Annotated in this window: 12 protein-coding genes and 2 tRNA genes; 8 read left to right on the forward strand and 6 right to left on the reverse strand. The window is 59.7% G+C overall.

The genetic code is table 11. The annotated features are described in order from the left end of the window. The first annotated feature begins 23 nt into the window (after window positions 1-23). Complete coding sequence (locus AB4P97_RS26800; RefSeq protein WP_395601826.1) at window positions 24-1,958, forward strand: methyl-accepting chemotaxis protein; 1,935 nt, start codon at window positions 24-26, stop codon at window positions 1,956-1,958. A gap of 90 nt (window positions 1,959-2,048) precedes the next feature. Here the strand turns inward: AB4P97_RS26800 and AB4P97_RS26805 are convergent, their stop codons facing one another. From AB4P97_RS26805 to AB4P97_RS26820, 4 genes are all read right to left on the reverse strand, one after another. Then, window positions 2,049-3,614: an iron ABC transporter permease gene (locus AB4P97_RS26805; RefSeq protein WP_042557393.1), complete on the reverse strand. Its 1,566-nt coding sequence runs from the start codon at window positions 3,612-3,614 to the stop codon at window positions 2,049-2,051. After that, window positions 3,614-4,624 carry an iron ABC transporter substrate-binding protein gene (locus tag AB4P97_RS26810; RefSeq protein ID WP_042557394.1) on the reverse strand — a complete coding sequence of 337 codons (1,011 nt, stop codon included), beginning with the start codon at window positions 4,622-4,624 and terminating at the stop codon, window positions 3,614-3,616. The genes AB4P97_RS26805 and AB4P97_RS26810 overlap by 1 nt, the downstream gene beginning before the upstream one ends. A 309-nt stretch (window positions 4,625-4,933) precedes the next feature. Beyond that, window positions 4,934-5,020 (reverse strand) — tRNA-Leu (locus AB4P97_RS26815). 181 nt (window positions 5,021-5,201) lie between these two features. Continuing rightward, window positions 5,202-5,288: transfer RNA gene (locus AB4P97_RS26820), tRNA-Leu, on the reverse strand. Window positions 5,289-5,513: 225 nt separating this feature from the next. On the opposite strand from AB4P97_RS26820, the gene rnr reads away from it, so the two are divergent. The 7 genes from rnr (at window position 5,514) to dnaB (ending at window position 12,811) form a co-directional block, all read left to right on the forward strand. Continuing rightward, window positions 5,514-8,144, forward strand: a complete 2,631-nt coding sequence (gene rnr / locus AB4P97_RS26825; RefSeq protein ID WP_042557395.1) for a ribonuclease R — start codon at window positions 5,514-5,516, stop codon at window positions 8,142-8,144. Continuing rightward, window positions 8,141-8,908 carry a 23S rRNA (guanosine(2251)-2'-O)-methyltransferase RlmB gene (gene rlmB, locus AB4P97_RS26830; protein ID WP_042557396.1) on the forward strand — a complete coding sequence of 256 codons (768 nt, stop codon included), beginning with the start codon at window positions 8,141-8,143 and terminating at the stop codon, window positions 8,906-8,908. The genes rnr and rlmB overlap by 4 nt, the downstream gene beginning before the upstream one ends. Window positions 8,909-9,215: 307 nt before the next feature. Further along, the gene (gene rpsF / locus AB4P97_RS26835; protein WP_003236224.1) at window positions 9,216-9,638 is read left to right on the forward strand and encodes a 30S ribosomal protein S6; all 423 of its coding nucleotides are present in this window, start codon (window positions 9,216-9,218) and stop codon (window positions 9,636-9,638) included. A 28-nt stretch (window positions 9,639-9,666) separates the two neighbouring features. Next, entirely contained in the window at window positions 9,667-9,897 is a 231-nt protein-coding gene (gene rpsR, locus AB4P97_RS26840) for a 30S ribosomal protein S18 (protein ID WP_003171373.1), read from the forward strand. Window positions 9,898-9,933: 36 nt separating this feature from the next. Continuing rightward, window positions 9,934-10,827 (forward strand): hypothetical protein, encoded by an 894-nt coding sequence (locus AB4P97_RS26845; protein WP_047299496.1) that lies wholly within the window; start codon window positions 9,934-9,936, stop codon window positions 10,825-10,827. Between the two features lie 18 nt (window positions 10,828-10,845). After that, the gene (rplI, locus tag AB4P97_RS26850; RefSeq protein WP_042557398.1) at window positions 10,846-11,292 is read left to right on the forward strand and encodes a 50S ribosomal protein L9; all 447 of its coding nucleotides are present in this window, start codon (window positions 10,846-10,848) and stop codon (window positions 11,290-11,292) included. A 121-nt stretch (window positions 11,293-11,413) separates the two neighbouring features. Next, window positions 11,414-12,811 (forward strand): replicative DNA helicase, encoded by a 1,398-nt coding sequence (gene dnaB / locus AB4P97_RS26855; RefSeq protein WP_042557399.1) that lies wholly within the window; start codon window positions 11,414-11,416, stop codon window positions 12,809-12,811. A gap of 45 nt (window positions 12,812-12,856) precedes the next feature. On the opposite strand, the gene AB4P97_RS26860 is transcribed toward dnaB, so the two are convergent. After that, window positions 12,857-17,503, reverse strand: coding sequence for an NEL-type E3 ubiquitin ligase domain-containing protein (locus AB4P97_RS26860; protein WP_395601827.1), 4,647 nt, complete (start codon window positions 17,501-17,503; stop codon window positions 12,857-12,859). A gap of 66 nt (window positions 17,504-17,569) precedes the next feature. Continuing rightward, window positions 17,570-20,179, reverse strand: a complete 2,610-nt coding sequence (locus AB4P97_RS26865) for a hypothetical protein (RefSeq protein ID WP_395601828.1) — start codon at window positions 20,177-20,179, stop codon at window positions 17,570-17,572. Window positions 20,180-20,187: the final 8 nt, after the last annotated feature.

Here is a 20,187-nt window from a genome sequence, read left to right on the forward strand (position 1 = left end):
CGTCAGAAGTAGAGGGATTCATAGTGTCAGCCGTTCTCTCACTGTTACAAAGCCGTCTGTTGCGGCCCGTGTTCGTTACCCTTGGTATCGCCCTTTTGGTGCAGGTGTTGGTGGCCGTTGCCCTGACGCGGAGCACGGTCACGGCACTGGAAGCGGATCTGGCGGTGCGCCTCGGTGCCGACAGCCAGAAACTCTCCGGGGAACTGGAGCAGGCCGGGCGTGAAGTCACGTCGAGTCTCGACGCCTTGTCCGCCAGTACCCGACAGCGTCTTACCGCCGGTTTGTCTTCTCGCCTGAAGGACGAACAAACGCAATTGCGTGCGACGCTGGAAAAGGATTTGAAGGATTCGGCCAATGACATGGCCCAATTGCTGGCTTCGGTCGCACCCCGCGCCATGTGGGACAGTGACGTGCCGACCCTGTCCGAGTTTGCCCGACGCGCTCAGCGCAATCCCAATGTGCTGTTCGTGGTCTACGACGACGCTACGGGCCAGCATTTGACCCGTTACCTCAATCGAGAAAACCCGATCAACAAGGCCTTGCTGGAGAAGGGGCAGGGCGAACGTGCACTGGATAAAGTGCTGGATGCGGCGAAGAACGATCCTTCGGTTTATTACCTTGAAGCGTCGATCAGCCCTAATGGCGTTGAAATCGGCAAGGTGCTGATGGGCGTTTCCACGGCCTCGGTAGAGACCGATCTGGCTGCGCTCGACAAGCGCTTCCTGGCATTGATCGCTAGCAGCGACCAATTGGTCGGCGACAGCCTCAAAGGTGCCGCAGCCGATAGCGCCACTGCGATGCGCGCGCGTCTGCAATCGGCACAATCCACCGCTACCGAGATGAAAGCCAATACAGCCAGCACAGTGCAGGACGCTGCCGCGACCTTGCGTTGGCGCATCGGTATGGGCCTCGCGCTAGTCGGCTGCGGCGTGCTGTTGCTGCTGGCTGTGGTGCTTGGCCATCGCGTGGTCAACCGCTTGAAGATGCTCAATGCAGCGATGGACGACCTTGCAGCGGGCAAGGGTGACCTGACCAAACGTGTACAGATCAACAGCAAGGACGAGATCGGTGACATGGCTGCAGCGGTCAACCGCTTTGTCGACAAGTTGCAGCCGATCGTGCGTGAGGCGGGTGATGTGGCCCAGCGCACCGGCGTGGAAATCGGCGCGATGACCCTGCGCAATGCCGGTGCCGATGCGGCCGCCGGGATGCAGCGGGACGAAGTCGCGGAAAGTCTGCGGGCGCTTTCGCAAATGGCGGACGAGGCCCAATCGGAAAGCCACGCGATGCAGGCAGCGTTGAGGCAGGTGGTTGATATTCGTCAGGCCACTGATGAGAACACCCGCACGTCGGCCAAGGTCGGCAGTCTGATTGAGGCGCTGGCGGGGCAGGTCGACACGGGGGCGAAAGTCATCGAGCGGCTCGCGCAGCAGAGTGAACAGATTGAAGTGGTGCTGACGGTCATTCACGGTATCGCCGAGCAGACCAACCTGTTGGCATTGAACGCTGCGATCGAAGCGGCACGGGCAGGCGAAACCGGGCGGGGGTTCGCTGTTGTGGCAGACGAAGTTCGGGCGCTGGCGAGCAAGACACAAAGCTCTACCGGCGACATCCAGGCGCACATCGTCGCGTTGCAGCAAGGCGCGCGTGAGGCGGTGGAAGCGATCGGGCAGGCCGGACGTCAGGCCAGTGAAGGTTTACTGGTGCTGCGCGACAGTGCGCGGTTGCAACAGTCGGTACAGGCTTCGGTCGAGCAGGTGCATGCAGCGATTGGTCTGGCAACGCAGGCGGCAGCGCATCAGGCTGCGGGTGCGCAAGCGGTGCGTGGGCGCGTCGAAACGATCCACGTGCAGGCCGAGAAAGCGGCCCAGGCTGTGGTGGAAACCACGGCCAGTGGCAAGGTGCTGGATGGCTTGGCTGCGCAGCTTAAGGCGAGCCTGGGACAATTCCGGGCCTGAAGATCAGAAGATCGCAGCCTGCGGTGGCTCCTACAGGGAAACGCAAAATCCCATGCAGGAGCCGTCGCAGGCTGCGATCTTTTTGCTTTTTCAGCGGTTCAGATACATCCGGGTAGTCAGCAAATAAACCGGCAATCCCGAGACCAATATCAACAGCGCCGCATAAGGTGCCGCCGCTGCAAACTCGACATTCGCGGTATGCGCCCAGACTTCGGTCGCCAACGTGTTGAGTCCGGTCGGACTCAACAGCAAGGTCGCCGTCAGCTCTTTCATCGCATCCAGAAAAACCAACGCAAACGCTGCGCCCAATGCCGGGAAAATGATCGGCAGCGTCACCCGGCAAAATGCCGTGAACGACGATGCGCCCAGCGTGCGCGCCGCTTCTTCCAATTGCGGTGCAGCCTTGTTCAGCGCGGTGCGAATCGGTGCCTGAGCCAGGGGCAGAAACAGCAGCGCATAAGCGATCAGCAGCAAACCAGATGTCTGGTACAGCGCCGGCACGTAATGCAGGGCGAAATACACCAGCGTCAGTGCGATCACCAGACCTGGCAGTGCATGCAGCAGATAGGGCAGGCGCTCGGCCCAGATCGCCAGTTGACCTTTGTAACGCACCACCAGCAGGCCGACCGGCACCGCCAGCAGCAGGCACAGCGCTGCGCCACCCAGTGACAATGCCAGCGACGACAACAGCGCTTCGGTAATTGCCGCGACCGGGAATGCCGCCGATGACCCGACGGCCAGCCAATACGCCAGCATGCCCAGCGGAATCCCGCTGCCGATAATCGCCAGCGTCAGGCAATACACCTGACCGACAGCGGCCCAGGGTCCCAGCCTGACTTGCTCGGCCTGACGCGCCGCGCCCTGGCCGGTGCGTACGTGTCGGCCCTTGCCGCGTACGCGCAGTTCCAGCCACAACAGCACCAGGCACAGCGCTAGCAATACCGCAGAAAGCATCGCCGCATTAGCGTTGCTGAACTCCAGTTCGAACTGCTGATAGATTGCTGTGGTGAAGGTTTGCAGGCCGATGATCGACAGCGCGCCGAATTCCACCAGCATGTGCAAGGCAATCAACAGCGAGCCGGCCAGCAGCGATGGCCAGAGCAGGGGGAGGGTGACGCGAAAAAACACCCCCCAACGGTTCTGGCCCAGGGTGCGGGCGGATTCTTCAAGGGATGGATCGAGATTGCGCAGGGTTGCGGCAACAGGCAGGAAGATCAACGGGTATTTCGACAGGCTCATCACCAGAATCGCACCGCCAAGGCCTTCGAACTGTGCGCTCAACGACACCCAGGTGAAGCTGCTGACAAATGCCGGCACCGCGAACGGCAGGCATAAAATCACGCCCCATAGACGTCGTCCCGGCAAATTGCTGCGTTCCAGCAGCCAGGCCAGCGACAGACCGATCACGCCGCAGGTGACGGTCACACCGACCATCAATGCCAGGGTGTTGCGCAGCAGGCCAAACACGTAAGGGCGCCACAACAAGTGCAGCGCTTCGGCCCAGCCGGCCTGCCAGGTTTTCAGCCCGACATACGCCAGCGGCAGCAGGCTCATCACCACCAGCAACAACACAGGTAGCAACAGCCAGATCGACGGCCGCTTGCGTCGTGGCACGTAACCCCCGCGCATGGCGGGGGTGGCTAACGATGCAGTCATCAGTTCAAGCCAACTTCGCGTTCCAGATCCAGCGCTTCTTCAGCATTGCCCAGGTCGGCCGGGGTGACGTTCGGCGCTTCCAGTTCGCTGAACGGCTTGAGGCCGCGATCAGATTCCATTCCTTTATGCAGCGGGTATTCGGCGGTGGTCTGAGTGATCACCCGCTGACCTTCTTCGCTGGCCATATAGGCGAGGAATTGGTGGGCTTCTTTTGGATGCTTGCTGGATTTCAGCACGGCGGCACTGGAGACGGTGATCAAGCCGCCGACGTCGCCGCCGGTGAAGTAGTGCAGTTTCGAATCCAGTTTGCCTTTCTCGCGTTGCAGGGCGAACCAGTAGTAGTTGTTCACCAGCACGGTGGCGACTTCGCCGTTTTCCACCGCTTTGAGCGCGACCATGTTGTTGCTGTAGGTCTTGCCGAATGCGCGCAGACCGGTCAGCCATTCTTCGGCGGCGTCGCGACCGTGCATCTTGATAATGGCCACGGCCTGTTCCTGGAACGCGCCGCTGGTTGGCACGAAGCCGACCTTGCCTTGCCATTGCGGATCGGAGAACTCCATCACCGATTTCGGCAGGTCTTTCTCATCAATCAGTTTCGGGTTGTAGGCAACCACACGGACCCGGGCCGTCACGCCGATCCAGGTGCCGTTACTCGCGACGTATTTTTCCGGCAGCACGGCCAGCGTGGCGTCATCGGCCTTGGCCAGCAGGCCTTGTTCGCCAAGTTTGTTCAGTGGCGGGGATTCTTCGGTGTAGATCACGTCGGCAGGGGAGCGATCGCCTTCTTCGACGATCTGGCTGGCAAGCTGATTGCTGCTGCCCTTGCGGACATTGACGTGTATGCCGGTCTTGGCTTCGAAGGCTTTGGCGATCGCATCGCCGACTTCCTTGTGCTGGCCATTGTAGAGAGTCAGGGAAACCGCATCGGCAGCCTGGGTGAGGGGAGTGGCGAGTGCCAGGCCGAGAAGGGTGAAGGTCAAGCCTCGGCGCAGGGTATTTCGAAACGTCATTCTCAGGGTTCCTCACTGTCGCATTGCAAAATCTTGCAACAATGATAAACGATATTGTTTCTCAAGTGCGCCTTGCGGGGCTGGACGGGGTCTGATACTGCAGTTGTTGCTCGTTCTGTAGGAGCTGCCGAAGGCTGCGATCTTTTGATCTTGTTTTAAAAGCAACATCAAAAGATCGCAGCCTTCGGCAGCTCCTACAGGGGGCAATCGAATTTTGAGTAGGTCGCTTGGATTTCAGAAAGACAGAAACGCAAAAGCCCGCTTTCGCGGGTTTTTGAGAAATCCAGGGTCGTAACCTTGAATTTGAATTGGTGCCCAGAAGAAGACTCGAACTTCCACGACCTTGCGGTCACCAGCACCTGAAGCTGGCGTGTCTACCAATTTCACCATCTGGGCAATCATCGCAAGCGTTGCCGCTGTTGATGTGGCGCACTATACGGAGCGCTTTTTGATCTGTAAACCCCTGATTTAATTTTAATAAATCGGTTTTAACAAATCCTTTCCTTAGAATGCAAAAAACCCGCTTTCGCGGGTTTTTGTGTGAGTCTTGAAACTGATCTAGTCTCAAACTCGAAATTGGTGCCCAGAAGAAGACTCGAACTTCCACGACCTTGCGGTCACCAGCACCTGAAGCTGGCGTGTCTACCAATTTCACCATCTGGGCAGTATCGGCAGCGCTTGTGCGTCGTCGATGGCGCGCACTATACGGAGCGTCTTTTTAACTGTAAACCCCTGCTGCCAAATATTTTGATTTTTTTTACCAGCGGTGTTCAAAACCGCTTTAAAACGGCGATACAGTGCTTTAGATGGGCCTTTATAGTCTGAAATTTCCCGTTTGATGGCGCCTATGCCAAACTAACCCGTATATAGACAAGGTGAAAACTCTCTAATGGCCGATTGGCAGTCCCTCGATCCCGAGGCCGCTCGTGAAGCGGAAAAATATGAAAACCCTATTCCAAGCCGCGAACTGATCCTTCAGCACCTTGCTGATCGAGGTTCGCCAGCTGCCCGCGAGCAACTGGTCGAAGAGTTTGGTCTGACCACAGAAGACCAGATCGAAGCCCTGCGTCGCCGTCTGCGCGCAATGGAGCGCGACGCTCAACTGATTTACACCCGTCGTGGCACTTATGCGCCGGTGGATAAACTCGACCTGATCTTGGGCCGCATCAGCGGGCACCGGGACGGTTTCGGCTTCCTGGTGCCGGACGACGGCAGCGACGACCTGTTCATGAGCCCGGCGCAAATGCGTCTGGTGTTCGACGGTGACCGTGCGCTGGCCCGTGTCTCCGGCCTCGACCGTCGTGGTCGCCGCGAAGGCATGATCGTCGAAGTGGTCTCGCGTGCTCACGAAACCATCGTCGGCCGCTACTTCGAAGAGGGCGGTATTGGTTTCGTCGTTGCGGACAATCCGAAGATCCAGCAGGAAGTGCTGGTCACGCCGGGCCGTAACGCCAACGCCCAAATCGGTCAGTTTGTCGAAGTGAAGATCACTCACTGGCCGACACCACGCTTCCAGCCGCAAGGCGATGTGGTTGAAGTCGTGGGCAACTACATGGCGCCGGGCATGGAAATCGATGTCGCCCTGCGCGCCTACGATATCCCGCACGTCTGGCCTGAAGCGGTCTTGAAAGAAGCCGCCAAGCTCAAGCCTGAAGTCGAAGAAAAAGACAAGGAGAAGCGCATCGACCTGCGCCATCTGCCGTTCGTGACCATCGACGGTGAAGATGCTCGCGACTTCGATGACGCGGTCTACTGCGAAGCCAAACCTGGCAAGTTGCGCCTGTTCTCCGGCGGTTGGAAGTTGTACGTGGCCATTGCCGACGTCTCCAGCTACGTGAAGATCGGTTCGGCGCTGGACAATGAATCTCAGGTTCGCGGCAACTCGGTGTACTTCCCCGAGCGTGTCGTGCCGATGCTGCCTGAGCAACTGTCCAACGGCCTGTGCTCGCTGAATCCGCACGTCGATCGCCTGGCCATGGTTTGCGAGATGACAATCTCCAAATCCGGCGAGATGACCGACTACTGCTTCTACGAAGCGGTGATTCACTCCCACGCTCGCCTGACCTACAACAAGGTCAGTGCAATGCTGGAAACGCCGAAACTTACCGAGGCGCGTCAGCTGCGCGGCGAGTACAACGACGTTCTGCCGCACCTCAAGCAGCTTTATGCGCTGTACAAGGTTTTGCTGGCCGCTCGTCACGTACGTGGCGCCATCGATTTCGAAACGCAGGAAACCCGGATCATCTTCGGGACCGAGCGCAAGATTGCCGAGATCCGTCCAACCGTTCGCAACGATGCGCACAAGCTGATCGAGGAATGCATGCTGGCGGCCAACGTGGCCACCGCTGAATTCCTGAAGAAGCACGAAATACCTGCGTTGTATCGCGTTCACAACGGCCCGCCGCCGGAGCGTCTGGAAAAACTGCGCGCGTTCCTCGGTGAGCTTGGTCTGTCCCTGCACAAAGGCAAGGAAGGCCCGTCGCCGAAGGATTACCAGGCACTGCTGGCCAGCATCAAGGACCGTCCGGATTTCCATCTGATCCAGACCGTGATGCTGCGTTCGCTGAGCCAGGCGGTGTACAGCGCTGACAACCAGGGCCACTTCGGTCTGAATTACGAAGCTTATACCCACTTCACTTCGCCGATCCGTCGTTACCCGGACTTGCTCACGCACCGCGCCATCCGCAGCGTGATCCATTCGAAACAGGACACCCCGCACGTTCGTCGTGCCGGTGCGATGACCATTCCGAAGGCGCGTATTTATCCGTACGACGAGGCAGCGCTGGAGCAGCTCGGCGAGCAATGCTCGATGAGCGAGCGCCGTGCCGACGAAGCCACTCGTGACGTAGTGAACTGGCTCAAGTGCGAGTTCATGAAGGATCGCGTGGGCGAATCGTTCCCGGGCGTGATCACTGCCGTGACCGGTTTTGGTTTGTTCGTCGAGCTGACCGATATCTATGTCGAAGGTCTGGTCCATGTCACCGCGCTGCCGGGCGACTACTACCACTTCGACCCTGTGCATCACCGCCTGGCGGGCGAGCGCACCGGTCGCAGCTTCCGTCTTGGCGACACCGTTGAGGTGCGCGTCATGCGTGTCGATCTCGACGAGCGCAAGATCGACTTCGAGATGGCCGAAAAAACCATCAGCGCACCGATTGGTCGCAAGAAGCGTGGCGCGGAAACTGCTGCACCCGCTGCCAAAGCCGCGGCAGAACCGGCTCCAGCGAAAACCGCTGGCCGCCGTCCTGCCAAGGAAAAGGTCAGTGACGCCTATCGCCCAAGCGATGCCGTGGCGAAAAACGCCGAGCTGCGCAAAAGCCGTGAACTGAAGCAGGCTTTGCTCGCCGATGCGAAAAACGGTGGTAAAGCGGCGTCCGGGGGAAAGACCGGGCGGTCGGCGCCTGAAAATGCGACCGGCGGCAAGCCAGCCAAACCGAGCAAACACCGTAAAGGCCCGCCGAAAGCGGGTTCGGCTCCAGCCAAAAGTGGCGGGGCACGTAAACCGAAGGCGAAGTCATGAGTCAGTTGGAAAAAATCTACGGCGTTCACGCGGTAGAAGCGTTGCTGCGTCACCACCCCAAGCGCGTCAAACAGATCTGGCTGGCTGAAAGCCGCAACGATCCGCGCGTGCAGACCTTGATCGAACTGGCTAACGAGAATCGTGTCCAGGTGGGTCAGGCCGAGCGTCGCGAGATGGACGCCTGGGTTGAAGGCGTGCACCAGGGCGTGGTTGCGGACGTCAGTCCGAGCCAGGTCTGGGGCGAGGCAATGCTCGACGAATTGCTCGATCGCACCGACGGTGCGCCATTGTTGCTGGTGCTCGATGGCGTGACCGATCCGCACAACCTCGGCGCCTGCCTGCGTTCGGCAGATGCTGCCGGTGCGTTGGCAGTCATCGTGCCAAAAGACAAGTCAGCCACCCTGACACCAGTCGTGCGTAAAGTGGCCTGCGGCGCGGCGGAGGTGATTCCGCTCGTTGCAGTGACCAACCTGGCGCGCACTCTGGAAAAGCTCCAGCAGCGCGGTCTGTGGGTTGTCGGCACGGCGGGCGAGGCCGAGGTCAGTATCTATGACCAGGACCTGACCGGCCCGACCATCCTGATCATGGGTGCTGAAGGCAAGGGCATGCGTCGTCTGACCCGTGAGCATTGCGACTATCTGGTGAACCTGCCGATGGCTGGTAGCGTCAGCAGTCTCAACGTTTCGGTGGCAACCGGTGTGTGCCTGTTCGAGGCGCAGCGTCAGCGCGGTGCCAAGGCCAAGGCTTCCGCGAAGAAATCCTGAGTCGTACACGACTCAAATGTGGGAGCGAGCCTGCTCGCGAAAGGGGAGTGTCAGTCGACGTAAATGTTGCCTGACAGACCGCATTCGCGAGCAGGCTCGCTCCCACAGTGTTTTGTGGTGTGGCATGAATCGGTGATTGTTCAAATAATCACCAATTGCCTTGCACCTCTTCAGTCCCTTCTCTACAATTGCGCCCCTTGCTGTGACGGCAGGCACGCATGTGCCCCGCGCCAGCAAGTCCATAAGTGTCATTCACTCCTTGTCTGACCGTTTTTGAGCGGCAGGCTACAACCCGTAAGGAGCATTCATGCGTCATTACGAAATCATCTTTTTGGTCCACCCCGATCAAAGCGAGCAAGTCGGCGGCATGGTAGAGCGTTACACCAAGCTGATCGAAGAAGACGGCGGCAAAATCCACCGTCTGGAAGATTGGGGCCGTCGTCAACTGGCCTACGCAATCAACAATGTTCACAAGGCTCACTACGTGATGCTGAACGTTGAGTGCACTGGCAAGGCCCTGGCCGAGCTGGAAGACAACTTCCGCTACAACGATGCAGTGATCCGTAACCTGGTCATCCGTCGCGAAGAAGCCGTTACCGGCCAATCCGAGATGCTCAAGGCTGAAGAAAACCGCAGTGAGCGCCGTGAGCGTCGCGACCGTCCTGAGCACGAAGGCGCTGATAGCGCTGATAGTGATGACAGCGACAACAGCGATAACGCTGACGAGTAATCCACGGACCTTTTAAGGAGCCTATCAAATGGCACGTTTCTTCCGTCGTCGTAAATTCTGCCGCTTCACTGCTGAAGAAGTGAAAGAGATCGATTACAAAGATCTCAACACTCTGAAAGCCTACGTATCCGAGACCGGCAAAATCGTTCCAAGCCGCATCACCGGTACCAAAGCTCGTTATCAGCGTCAGCTGGCCACCGCTATCAAGCGCGCCCGCTTCCTGGCCCTGCTGGCCTACACCGACAGCCACGGCCGCTGAGACCGGGCAGTCGACAAGTAGCAAAGGATTGAATGCATGCGTGCCATAGCTGAGTTCATTATGCGAGGCCGTATGCAGGCCACTCTCGTAGTGGCCGGATGTGCAACATTGCCGTTGTTGTATTGGTTGGGTGCTGCCGCCGGGAGCCTTGTGCTTCTGCGGCGCGGATTGAAAGACGCTCTTGGCGTTCTTTCACTGGGGCTGCTGCCAGCGTTGATCTGGTGGTTGTATGCCGATGACCCACGGGCACTTCTGGTGCTTTTGGGGTCTTCGGGGCTTGCGTTGGTTTTGCGCGCAAGTGAGTCCTGGGTTCGTACGCTGCTGGTCAGCGTAGCCGTTGGAGTGGTGTTTTCAGTGGTGCTCGGGGCGGCGTTTGCGGCCCAGATCGAGATGCTCGCGCAGGCCCTTATAAAGGTCATGCCAGCGCTTCTCGGTGAGACCTACAAGCAATTGTCGGTTGATGAGCAAGCGCGTTTCGCGTCCCTGATTGCGCCAGTCCTGACCGGACTGATTGCGGCTTTGTTGCAGATCGTCAGCGTGCTGAGCCTGATTGTCGGGCGTCATTGGCAGGCGTTGTTGTACAACCCGGGTGGTTTTGGTCGCGAGTTTCGCGCCATCCGGATCCCGCTGGGGCCGGCGATGTTACTGCTGGCGTTGATGCTTCTGGGCCCGAATCTCGGTGCACAGATGGCCATGTTGACGCCGTTGTGCAGTGTACCGCTGGTGTTCGCCGGACTTGCCTTGATTCATGGGCTGGTCGGGCAGAAGCGACTGGCCGGTTTCTGGCTGGTGGGGTTGTACGTCACGCTGTTGCTGTTCATGCAGCTGATCTATCCGTTGCTAGTGGTCTTGGCCATTGTCGACAGCCTGATTGATTTTCGCGGTCGTCACGTGTCGAAAGACACCGACAGCGCGAACGGTGAAGGTTAAAAGTTAGAGGTTTTTCACATGCAACTGATCCTTCTGGAAAAAGTCACCAACCTGGGCAACCTGGGTGACAAAGTAAACGTTAAGGCCGGTTACGGCCGTAACTACCTGCTGCCTTACGGCAAGGCTACCGCAGCGACCCCAGCGAACATCGCTGCGTTCGAAGAGCGTCGTGCCGAGCTGGAAAAAGCTGCCGCAGACCGTAAAGCATCGGCTGAAAGCCGTGCTGCCCAACTGGCCGAGCTGGAAGTGACCATCACTGCCACCGCTGGCGACGAAGGCAAGCTGTTCGGTTCGATCGGTACTCACGACATCGCTGACGCACTGACCGCTTCCGGCGTTGAAGTGCAGAAGAGCGAAGTTCGTCTGCCGAACGGCACCATCCGCAACGTAGGCGAATTCGACGTAGCCGTGCACCTGCACGCCGAAGTTGAAGCCACCGTACGCGTTGTAGTGGTAGCAGCTTAAGCAACACCTGATCGGCTGGCGGCTTGTACGTCAGACGGTTAACATCGGGCACGATCCTGTTTACAGGTCGTGCCCTTTGTCTTTCTGCATTCCCTGTTTTTACTAAACAACTCAAGTGGCCATGAACGATATCTCCGCTCCCGAGCAATACGATCTGCAAACCGCTGCCCTGAAGGTGCCGCCGCATTCCATCGAAGCCGAACAGGCTGTTCTCGGTGGTCTGATGCTGGACAACAACGCCTGGGAACGCGTGCTCGATCAAGTCTCCGACGGCGATTTCTATCGACATGACCACCGCCTGATATTCCGTGCGATCGCCAAACTGGCCGATCAGAACTCCCCGATTGACGTCGTGACCCTTGCCGAACAACTGGACAAGGAAGGTCAGACGTCTCAGGTTGGCGGTCTCGGTTACCTGGGCGAACTGGCGAAAAACACGCCGTCCGTCGCCAACATCAAGGCCTATGCGCAGATCGTTCGTCAGCGCGCGACGTTGCGCCAACTGATCGGCATCAGCACCGAGATCGCCGACAGTGCCTTCAACCCCGAAGGCCGCACTGCCGAGGAAATTCTCGACGAAGCCGAGCGCCAGATCTTCGCAATTGCCGAGGCCCGGCCTAAAACCGGCGGCCCGGTGGGTGTGAACGAGTTGCTGACCAAGGCCATCGACCGAATCGACACGCTGTTCAACACCGACAACGCCATTACCGGCCTGTCGACCGGTTACACCGACCTCGATGAGAAGACCAGCGGCCTGCAGCCGGCTGACTTGATCATCGTTGCTGGTCGTCCGTCGATGGGTAAAACCACCTTCGCGATGAACCTGGTGGAAAACGCCGTACTGCGCAGCGACAAGGCCGTTCTGGTGTACTCCCTCGAGATGCCAGGCGAATCGCTGATCATGCGTATGCTCTCGTCCCTCGGCCGGATCGATCAGACCAAGGTGCGTTCCGGTCAGTTGGAAGATGATGACTGGCCGCGCCTGACCTCGGCGGTCAACCTGCTCAATGATCGCAAGCTGTTCATCGATGACACCGCCGGCATCAGCCCGTCAGAGATGCGTGCCCGCACCCGGCGGCTGGCACGTGAACACGGTGACATCGGCCTGATCATGATCGACTACCTGCAACTCATGCAGATTCCAGGTTCCGGGGGCGACAACCGGACCAACGAGATTTCCGAAATCTCGCGTTCCTTGAAAGCCCTGGCCAAGGAATTCAATTGCCCGGTGGTCGCACTGTCCCAGCTCAACCGCTCCCTGGAGCAACGGCCGAACAAACGCCCGATCAACTCCGACCTCCGGGAATCCGGAGCGATCGAGCAGGATGCTGACGTCATCATGTTCGTTTACCGGGACGAGGTGTATCACCCGGAGACCGAGCACAAAGGCATCGCCGAAATCATCATCGGCAAACAGCGTAACGGCCCGATCGGCTTTATCCGGCTGGCGTTTATCGGTAAATACACGCGCTTCGAAAACCTCGCACCAGGCAGCTACAACTTCGACGACGACGAATAAAGGCTGGCCGTAATCGCGCTCGGCCAGCCTCGTGGCGCAATGGCGTCAGACCGTTGTGCCTGCCGCCTCCTCAACGGTGCTGCCGGTTGGATACCCGGCCAGCTCCTGGCGGGTCAGGGTTTCGATCAGCGCGCTTTCCGCAACGATCCATGACGCCTGCAGTGAATTGGACTGCGTCTGGTAATCATCCGGCGCCAGTTCGTTGGCCGCATGCAAATCGTCGAGCGCTGCCTGGCGATCCTGAAACGGTTGCCGCTGCGTTTCAAAATCCACCTGGTACTTGTTGGTGATGAATTTCTGCCAGAACTCCCTGGCCACCAGCGCCTGGAACTCTTGCGCGGAGTTGTCCAGCGCCAGCACGCTCTGGTTAGCCGCGTTCACCTGCTCATCTGAAACATTGACCAGGCGACCGAAGCCCATGCGCTCAGGTTGCCCGGGCAGTAGCAGGCGGTCGCGCAGGGCGTGGCGATAGAACAGTCTGATTTCCACCTCTTCCGGTATCTGCGGCGCGGGCAACCGGCGCGCCTCTTCAGGCGTCCTGGACTCGGCGATTGCGGCCTCGCGTTGGGCAATATCGGCTGCCGCGAGGGTGTCGACCTCGTGTAGCCGGAACAGGGCTCTGGACAGTTGGAACAGCGCCGGCCCCTGTTCCCTGTCGCCCGCCTGGGCGAGTGCGTGATGCATCATGACTCTGGTTTCGAGGTTGGCGAAGGTGAATGCCGCACGATCACAGCAGGTGGCTTCTCCCGCCCGATCGAACACTTCCCGGCGCAAGTTTTCGGATCGCTCGCTGTTTTCGCTGATGCTGTCGATCAGTTTCCACACCCGCTGCTGCAGGTCGGCGCGGCCGGCATTCTCTGGCAACAGCAGGCGGTCAAGGGTATCGAACAAGCCGCCCGAACCTTGCTGAGCCTCCAGGGCCTGCCATTGAATCCTTCTGGCCTGCACGGCATCGGCGGCCATCCCCTTGGTCCAGCGTGCCATTGGATCGGCAGCGGTCGTATGGATGGCCGCAGGAACATGACCTCGTGCCGTGTCGACCAGATTATTCGGCCCCGAAAGCGGTGTCTCGGCCTGAAGCAATCGTTCGTTGTACTGATTGATGCGCGCTAGCGTGGCATCGGACAGGAAATTGTTGCGTACGTTGGTGACATTGTTGATGCGCACGGTATGCGGGAGGCGCTCGTTCGTTGGCGCGATGACGGCATCGGGGATGTCGACGATGCGGTTGTTGCTCAGGTTGAACGTGTCCAGTAGTGGCTGATCGACAATGCCGGCGGGGAATGTATCGATGCCGGTATTGGCCAGGTCGAGATGGCGCATGTCGGTGATGCGGCTGAAGTCCGGGCAGATGCCCAGCCGCGGATTGTCCTGCAGATTCAGCGCTCTTAGTGTCGTGCGCTCGGACAGTACGCGGGCAGTCTCGGCGGTCAGGGACAGTTGATTGTTATCCAGCGACAATCGCGTCAGCCCGTGCATTTCTCCAATGGCCGGCGGCAGTTCGCGCAGTTGATTGCGCGACAGATACAGCCAGCGCACATGGCGAAAGCGCGTCAGAAAACCTTCCGGGGAAGCCCTTAGATCCATATTGTTCAGTTTGAGCGAGCCGACGTGGCTGAAGTCGACGTCGATGTCCGGCAGGCTGGGCAGCCTCAGGCCGCTCAGGTCCAGTTCGAGCCCGATGGGTGTGCGGTCGAAGGCGAGTTTTTGCGGCGTCTCCTGGCGCCAGCAACTGATAATCCGCTCGCTGGCCTCAAGACGGTCGCGCCGCGAGTTGGCGTTGGCTGCCAACTGATTGGCCGGAATGTATCCCATGAGGTTGCCTGCTCCGGAATAAACCCAATCGTCGAGCTGACGTTTCAGGCCGCTGAAGTCCTGTTCAAGGCCAGTGAGCCGGGCGGACGCGGCATCTTCTTCCAGACTCCACAGGTATTCCCTGCACTGTTTGATGTTTTTGCGCGGATACAATCGGCGATACCGTTGTGCCTGGGAATTTTCACTGTCAAAAATGAAGTCATCGGGGCCAGAGGTCAGCAGTTCGGGGTTCACTTCGTTCACCCGCCGCCAGTAGTCGTCGAACCTGCGCCAGTAGTTGGACGGGAAGTCGTTGCCATCGAGCGCGGTGACGCTGTTGATCCGGGCAATGGTCAGCAATTGTTCAGGCGCGGGGTCGAGGAACTGCGCTGGCACCTCGTTCAGGCGGTTGTTACGCAGGTCCAGCCGTTTCAGCGCCGTTTTGTCGTGCAATCCGCTGGGCCAGCGATTGAGCCCTGTGTCGGACAACAGGAGATTCTCCAGTTGCGTCATGGCGCTGAAGTTGGGGATCACGTTCAGCGGATTGGCGGACAGGTCGAGGGTCGTCAACCGGCTCAGACCACTGATTCGCGCAGCCGCTTGTTCATCAAGAACGAGGGTGTTCGAACTCAGATCCAGTTGGGTCAGTTTGCTCATTTCACCCACGCTGTCGGGCAGGGACTTGAGGCCGCAATGGGTGATGGATAACGATTCCAGGCTGGTGAAGCTGCGCAGGAACATGTCGCCGGCATCCGACCAGTCAACGGTTCTCAGCACCAGTGTCCTGACGTGGCTGAAGTCCGCCTGCAATGCCGGGAGTGGCCCGAGGCCCTTGGGCAGTGTCAGCGTGTCTGCGGATTTGTCGAGCCAGCATTGCCTGAGCGTTTCAACGACCTCTTGCCTCCAGAGCTTGAATCGCGGATGGGCCGTGGACGCGTTCTCAACGTATTCCTTCAGCTGCACGTCGATGCGCTCCAACGCTTCCACCCGCCCGGCCAGCCCGTTACGCGTTGCATCATCCAGCCCCATCAAGTAAACCCTGGCCGTCTGGGCATCCTTGTCGGGGTGCAATCGACGTATCAGGCCCACCTCGGGGATGTCAGCGTCGAGCCGGAACGCGGCCGGGTGAGCGCGGCTGACCAAGTCGGGATGATCGGCGCCGACCCGCTCCCAGAAGGCCTCGAGGGATTTCCAGCAGTCCGCTGCAAAACGGTTGCCTTCCAGCCGCGTAACGCCGTTGATCCGGGCGCGAGCCGGCAGTTGATCCGCTGGCGGATTGAGCACTGCTTCAGGCACTTCACTCAGTTGGTTGTGCCGTAAGTCGACCAGCGTGAGGCCTGATTGCCGGTGCAAACCTGTCGGCCATTGTTCGATGCCGGTGTTGCTCAGGTTCAAGGTCTGCAATTGATCCATCGCAGCAAAATCCGGCGTTCGCCCCAGGGGGTTGCCCGACAGGTCGATATGCCGCAGTCGCTGGAGCCTGGCCAGACGCGCGGCGGATCGTTGATCGAGGCGGATCTGATTGCCGCTCAGATCCAGCGTGATCAGGTTGCGCATGGCGGTGTTGGCCACAGGCAGCTTGTCCAGCGTGGAACGGTTCACGACGAGTCGAGACAGGTCGCTGAACCGGTTGAGAAAGGCGTCGGCGGCGTCCGACCAGGTGAGGGAGTCCAGCTCAAGGGTGCGCACATTCGCCAGGTCGATCGTGAGCCGTGGCAGCGTCGGATGTTCGTCTGCAAAGACAATTTTCAGCGCGGTGGTTTCCTGTCTCCAGCAACGCTTTATGTCATTGACTACAGAGGCGATCCATTCTGTGCCGGAACCCTGGGTCGATGTTGCGGTGTTGTCACGTGACCACGCGGCCAACTCGTTTTTCAGCGTCCGGTAATCGGCTTCCTGACGAGTCAGCAGCGCTGCGGCCTCAGTGCCAAACGATCTGACCAAGACAGTCACTTGCGCCTCGGTCAAGGCTGGATACAGTTTGCGCACGCGCGCCGCCGGACTTTTCAGGCGATTGAGCGCCGAGCTGAAATGATCCTTCCAGCTGGAGGGCTGAGAACCTTGTTCTCGCTGCATGCCACCCGCGCCGGGCACGTTGACGCCCACCCAGCCGTCGACCGGGTCGAACACGATGGCTTGCGATCTGCCTGGGCGCGTGGCGACATAGCGGTTGTCGGTAGCGCCGGCCACCGGGTCTTCGGTACGGACAATCCGCATCACCGGTGTGAGTGCCGTCGATGCGTCGAGGTCGTGCAGGGTTTGGTAGGCGTGATTGTCGATTACTACGTAGAGCTTGCCGTCCAGGCGGAAAAGTCCGTCGTCACCGGGGGTGATACCGGTGAAATCCAGCGCTGTGCGAAATCCCTGCAGGCGCGCTGCGCTCAAGGCGAAAGTGATGGGCGCAACCTCCAGCGGCTCCCACAGGTGGCTGGTCGGATCGCGCACCAGCACCGGCCCGGAAGGGTGCAGCTCGCTCGGCAGGCGGGCGCGAAGCTGGCCTGTGGCAGTAATCGGCGCCACTTCGACAATGCCTCCCTCGGCGACATCCACGTACTGCCGACCTTTGTGGATTCTGACCCCGTGTTCGTTGGCAGGCGCCAAGGTGATGTCCGCGCTGATCCAGTAATGCGCCAGTGGCATTGACTCAGTGGTTGGCCGGGCAGCAGCGGTTTCCGTGGGTTTGATGGTCAACACCGGTGCAGGCGTGATCGCGTCCAGGCCGGCCTCATCGAGGGGCATGCCGTGGCGCAAGGTAACGGTTGGCGATAGCGCGTCGTCAGGCCCTGCATGGGTGCGCGTGGACGCATCGCGCCGTTGCGCTGCCGCGAGGTCAGGTTCGTCAGGCCGTGCGTGGATATCGACAGTGATTTTGCCTCTGACAGGCTGTTTGGGTGACATGCGTTCATCCTTGAAGGTTTGTCATTTCATGGGTGACCCGGTCGGGTCGGTCATCGCGCTGGTCTGTCAGCGCGGGCTGGCGGGCGTCGCGGCCGCGAGGTCGAATATCTTGCGTGCGGTCTTGCCATCAAACGTCTCGCGCCAGATGCCCAGGTGTGGGCGTCCGGCCCCAGCATCCCGGCGCTGGGATTCAAGGCCCAGCCGGCTTTGCTCAAGCGTCTTGAGATGGCCGCCCTTGACCCGGAAGTTCAGCGCCGGGCTGTGTTCGTTGTCATAGTGAAAATGCGCCTCCCACAAGGGCGCCTGTCCGGCACGATCGTGGAGGCTGTAGACGTCCAGAAAAGACTTCTTGCTGCCCTTGCCCAATGGTTTGCGAACCACGGTTCGTGTCGCCGTCAGCTCGGCGTTATCCAGCAGGAAATTCAGGCGCATGATGTCCAGCACCTGCCTGTTCTTGTACATTCGGACCTGCACGGTATGTCCGCCGCGAATCAGTGCCGCGCCAGCCGCCCGCAAACGTCTGGACACGCTGGTCATGACCGGATCCTCGGCAGCACCGTGGCTGTTTTCCAGCGCAGTGGCCTGATCGCTGCAATGATCGGCGTGCTCGCCGAGGTATCGGATGATTTCGCCGGGGTACTCATTCCTGGCTTCTTTCGCCTTTGCTTCGGCCAGGTGTACCTCAACGTCATCCAGCAACCGGTTGGCTTCAAGGATCAATTCCGGCCTTGAGGCGGGGGCGACTGCAGGCCGCACAGGCTGCCATTCGCCTTGTCTTTTTTCGTATCGCTGAGGCGGTGCATCCGGGCTGAACAGGTCAGGAACATTGATCGTAACGTTGCCGTCGGCCGCCGTTTCGGTCTCGCCGATCAACACCTTGTAGGTGCCGTGATGACGGGTGCGGAACATTTTGCGTGGCAGCGGCGGCGCGGCGGTTTCGCTCGTCGCTGGCTGGCGCGGAACGAAGTCGAAGTCGATGTCCTGATCCAGACCTGGCAGCTCCGTATCACCGCCCCACGATTCATATTGCTGGTTCAAGCGGCTTTCGATGCGCTGCTCGAACGGCTCGATCAGCGCCAGGATTTCCCTGATGTAGCCGGCCTTTTCCGGGCTGCTGGAGGTCGCCAGCGATGCGATGTGCAACTTGTCTTCCTTGAGGCAATCAAGCGCGTAGATCAGGGCAAAGGGATGCTCTGCCTCGGGAATGCTATCGATATCGGCTGTCAGCAGCTTGATCGCATGCAGTGACTGAGTCCCGACCTCCGGCGGGTGTTCAGGGTTGTCCGACAGCAGGCGCAGATAGAGGGTCAGCCTGTTACCGTTGACCTGATCGTGGCCGGGCACTGTCTTGTTGAGTTCGATGATTTCATCGGCGGAATCGCGTGAGTCCTTGAGGATTTGATCGATCACGGTCTGACGCTCATCGAGCAACTTGAGCTTTTTGTTCAGGTGGGTGAGGGACCGCCTGAAACTGTCGAATGTGAGTGCCGCGATCGTGGGCCGTACCCGCAAGTCCATCACCACCATGAGCCGGTTGAGGCTTTGCACCCTTTCTTTGCGGAAGGTATGCAGTTCCTGTCTGTACAGCCCACTAGTCTTCAGGTGAATCAGCCATTCCCTGTTATCGACGCAGGACTGTACGAAGTCAGCCTCTAATTTGATGTGTTTGAGCAAGTGCACTTCCAGGCCGATCAAGGCCCTGGTTTTTTCATCGCTGGCATCCGGCAATTCACGCGCCTTGCTCCAGAGCTGCTCGTAGGTTGCGTGTGATTGACTCATCACCTGAAAAGCCTCACTGATTGGATGGTACCGCTCCAGCAGCATGTCTTTGGTGAGCCTGGCCTGCGCACTGCGACGCATGCCGCCCTGCAGACCCACCGCGACGCCAACCCAGGTGTCAGCGGCCTCTCGAGTCACGGCCAGGCTCACGCCTGCGCGGCTGGCGTGATAGATGTTCGTGCTATCGGCGGCCACCGGATCGGCTGCCTTGACGATGCGCAGGACAGGCTGCCCGGGCGTGGAAGCTTCGAGATCCTGCAGCGCCTGATACGCCTCTTTGGCGATGACCACATAGCGTTTGCCGTCGTGGTGCCACAGACCGTCACTGCCGGGCTCGACCTCGCTGAAATCCAGTTCGGTGCGAAAAGGCTGCAGGCGTGCCTCGGTCAGAGGAAAGGTTGCGGTATCGGCGTCAGTCAGCGGATGCCAGACCCGGGTGTGAGGGTCGCGCCGCAGCAGCGGGCCAGACGCGATCCGCTCGCTGGACCGGGTGGCTCGGTACAGGCCAGTGTCCGCATCCACCGCAACCTGCGTCACGCCTCCGTCATGCAGATCGGCGTAATGGCGCCCCTTGTGCAGGCGCAAATCGTTTGCGTCGAGCGGCACGTGGGTGTGTGTCGCGTTGATCCGGTACTGCTCCAGCGTCAGGGGCGTCTGCGTATGGGGCGGTGTTGAGGCCGTGGTAGTGCCAATTTTTCCCACCGTCAGTGCTGGCACATGATGAATCGCATCGACGTCCACGGTGTCAGGCGTCACGCCTGGCCTTGCCGGTCGTGGCGCATGACTATTCGACGAGTCACCGTTCTGACGATGCGCGGTGCTGCCATCTGCGGTGTGCCGAGGCGGCGTGTGGACATCGACCGAGACGGTGACGCGGGACGGGGTTTTGGTTCCCATTGTGTTCA

The organism is Pseudomonas sp. A1230, from assembly GCF_044218825.1.
GTDB classification, from domain to species: Bacteria; Pseudomonadota; Gammaproteobacteria; order Pseudomonadales; family Pseudomonadaceae; genus Aquipseudomonas; species Aquipseudomonas iridis.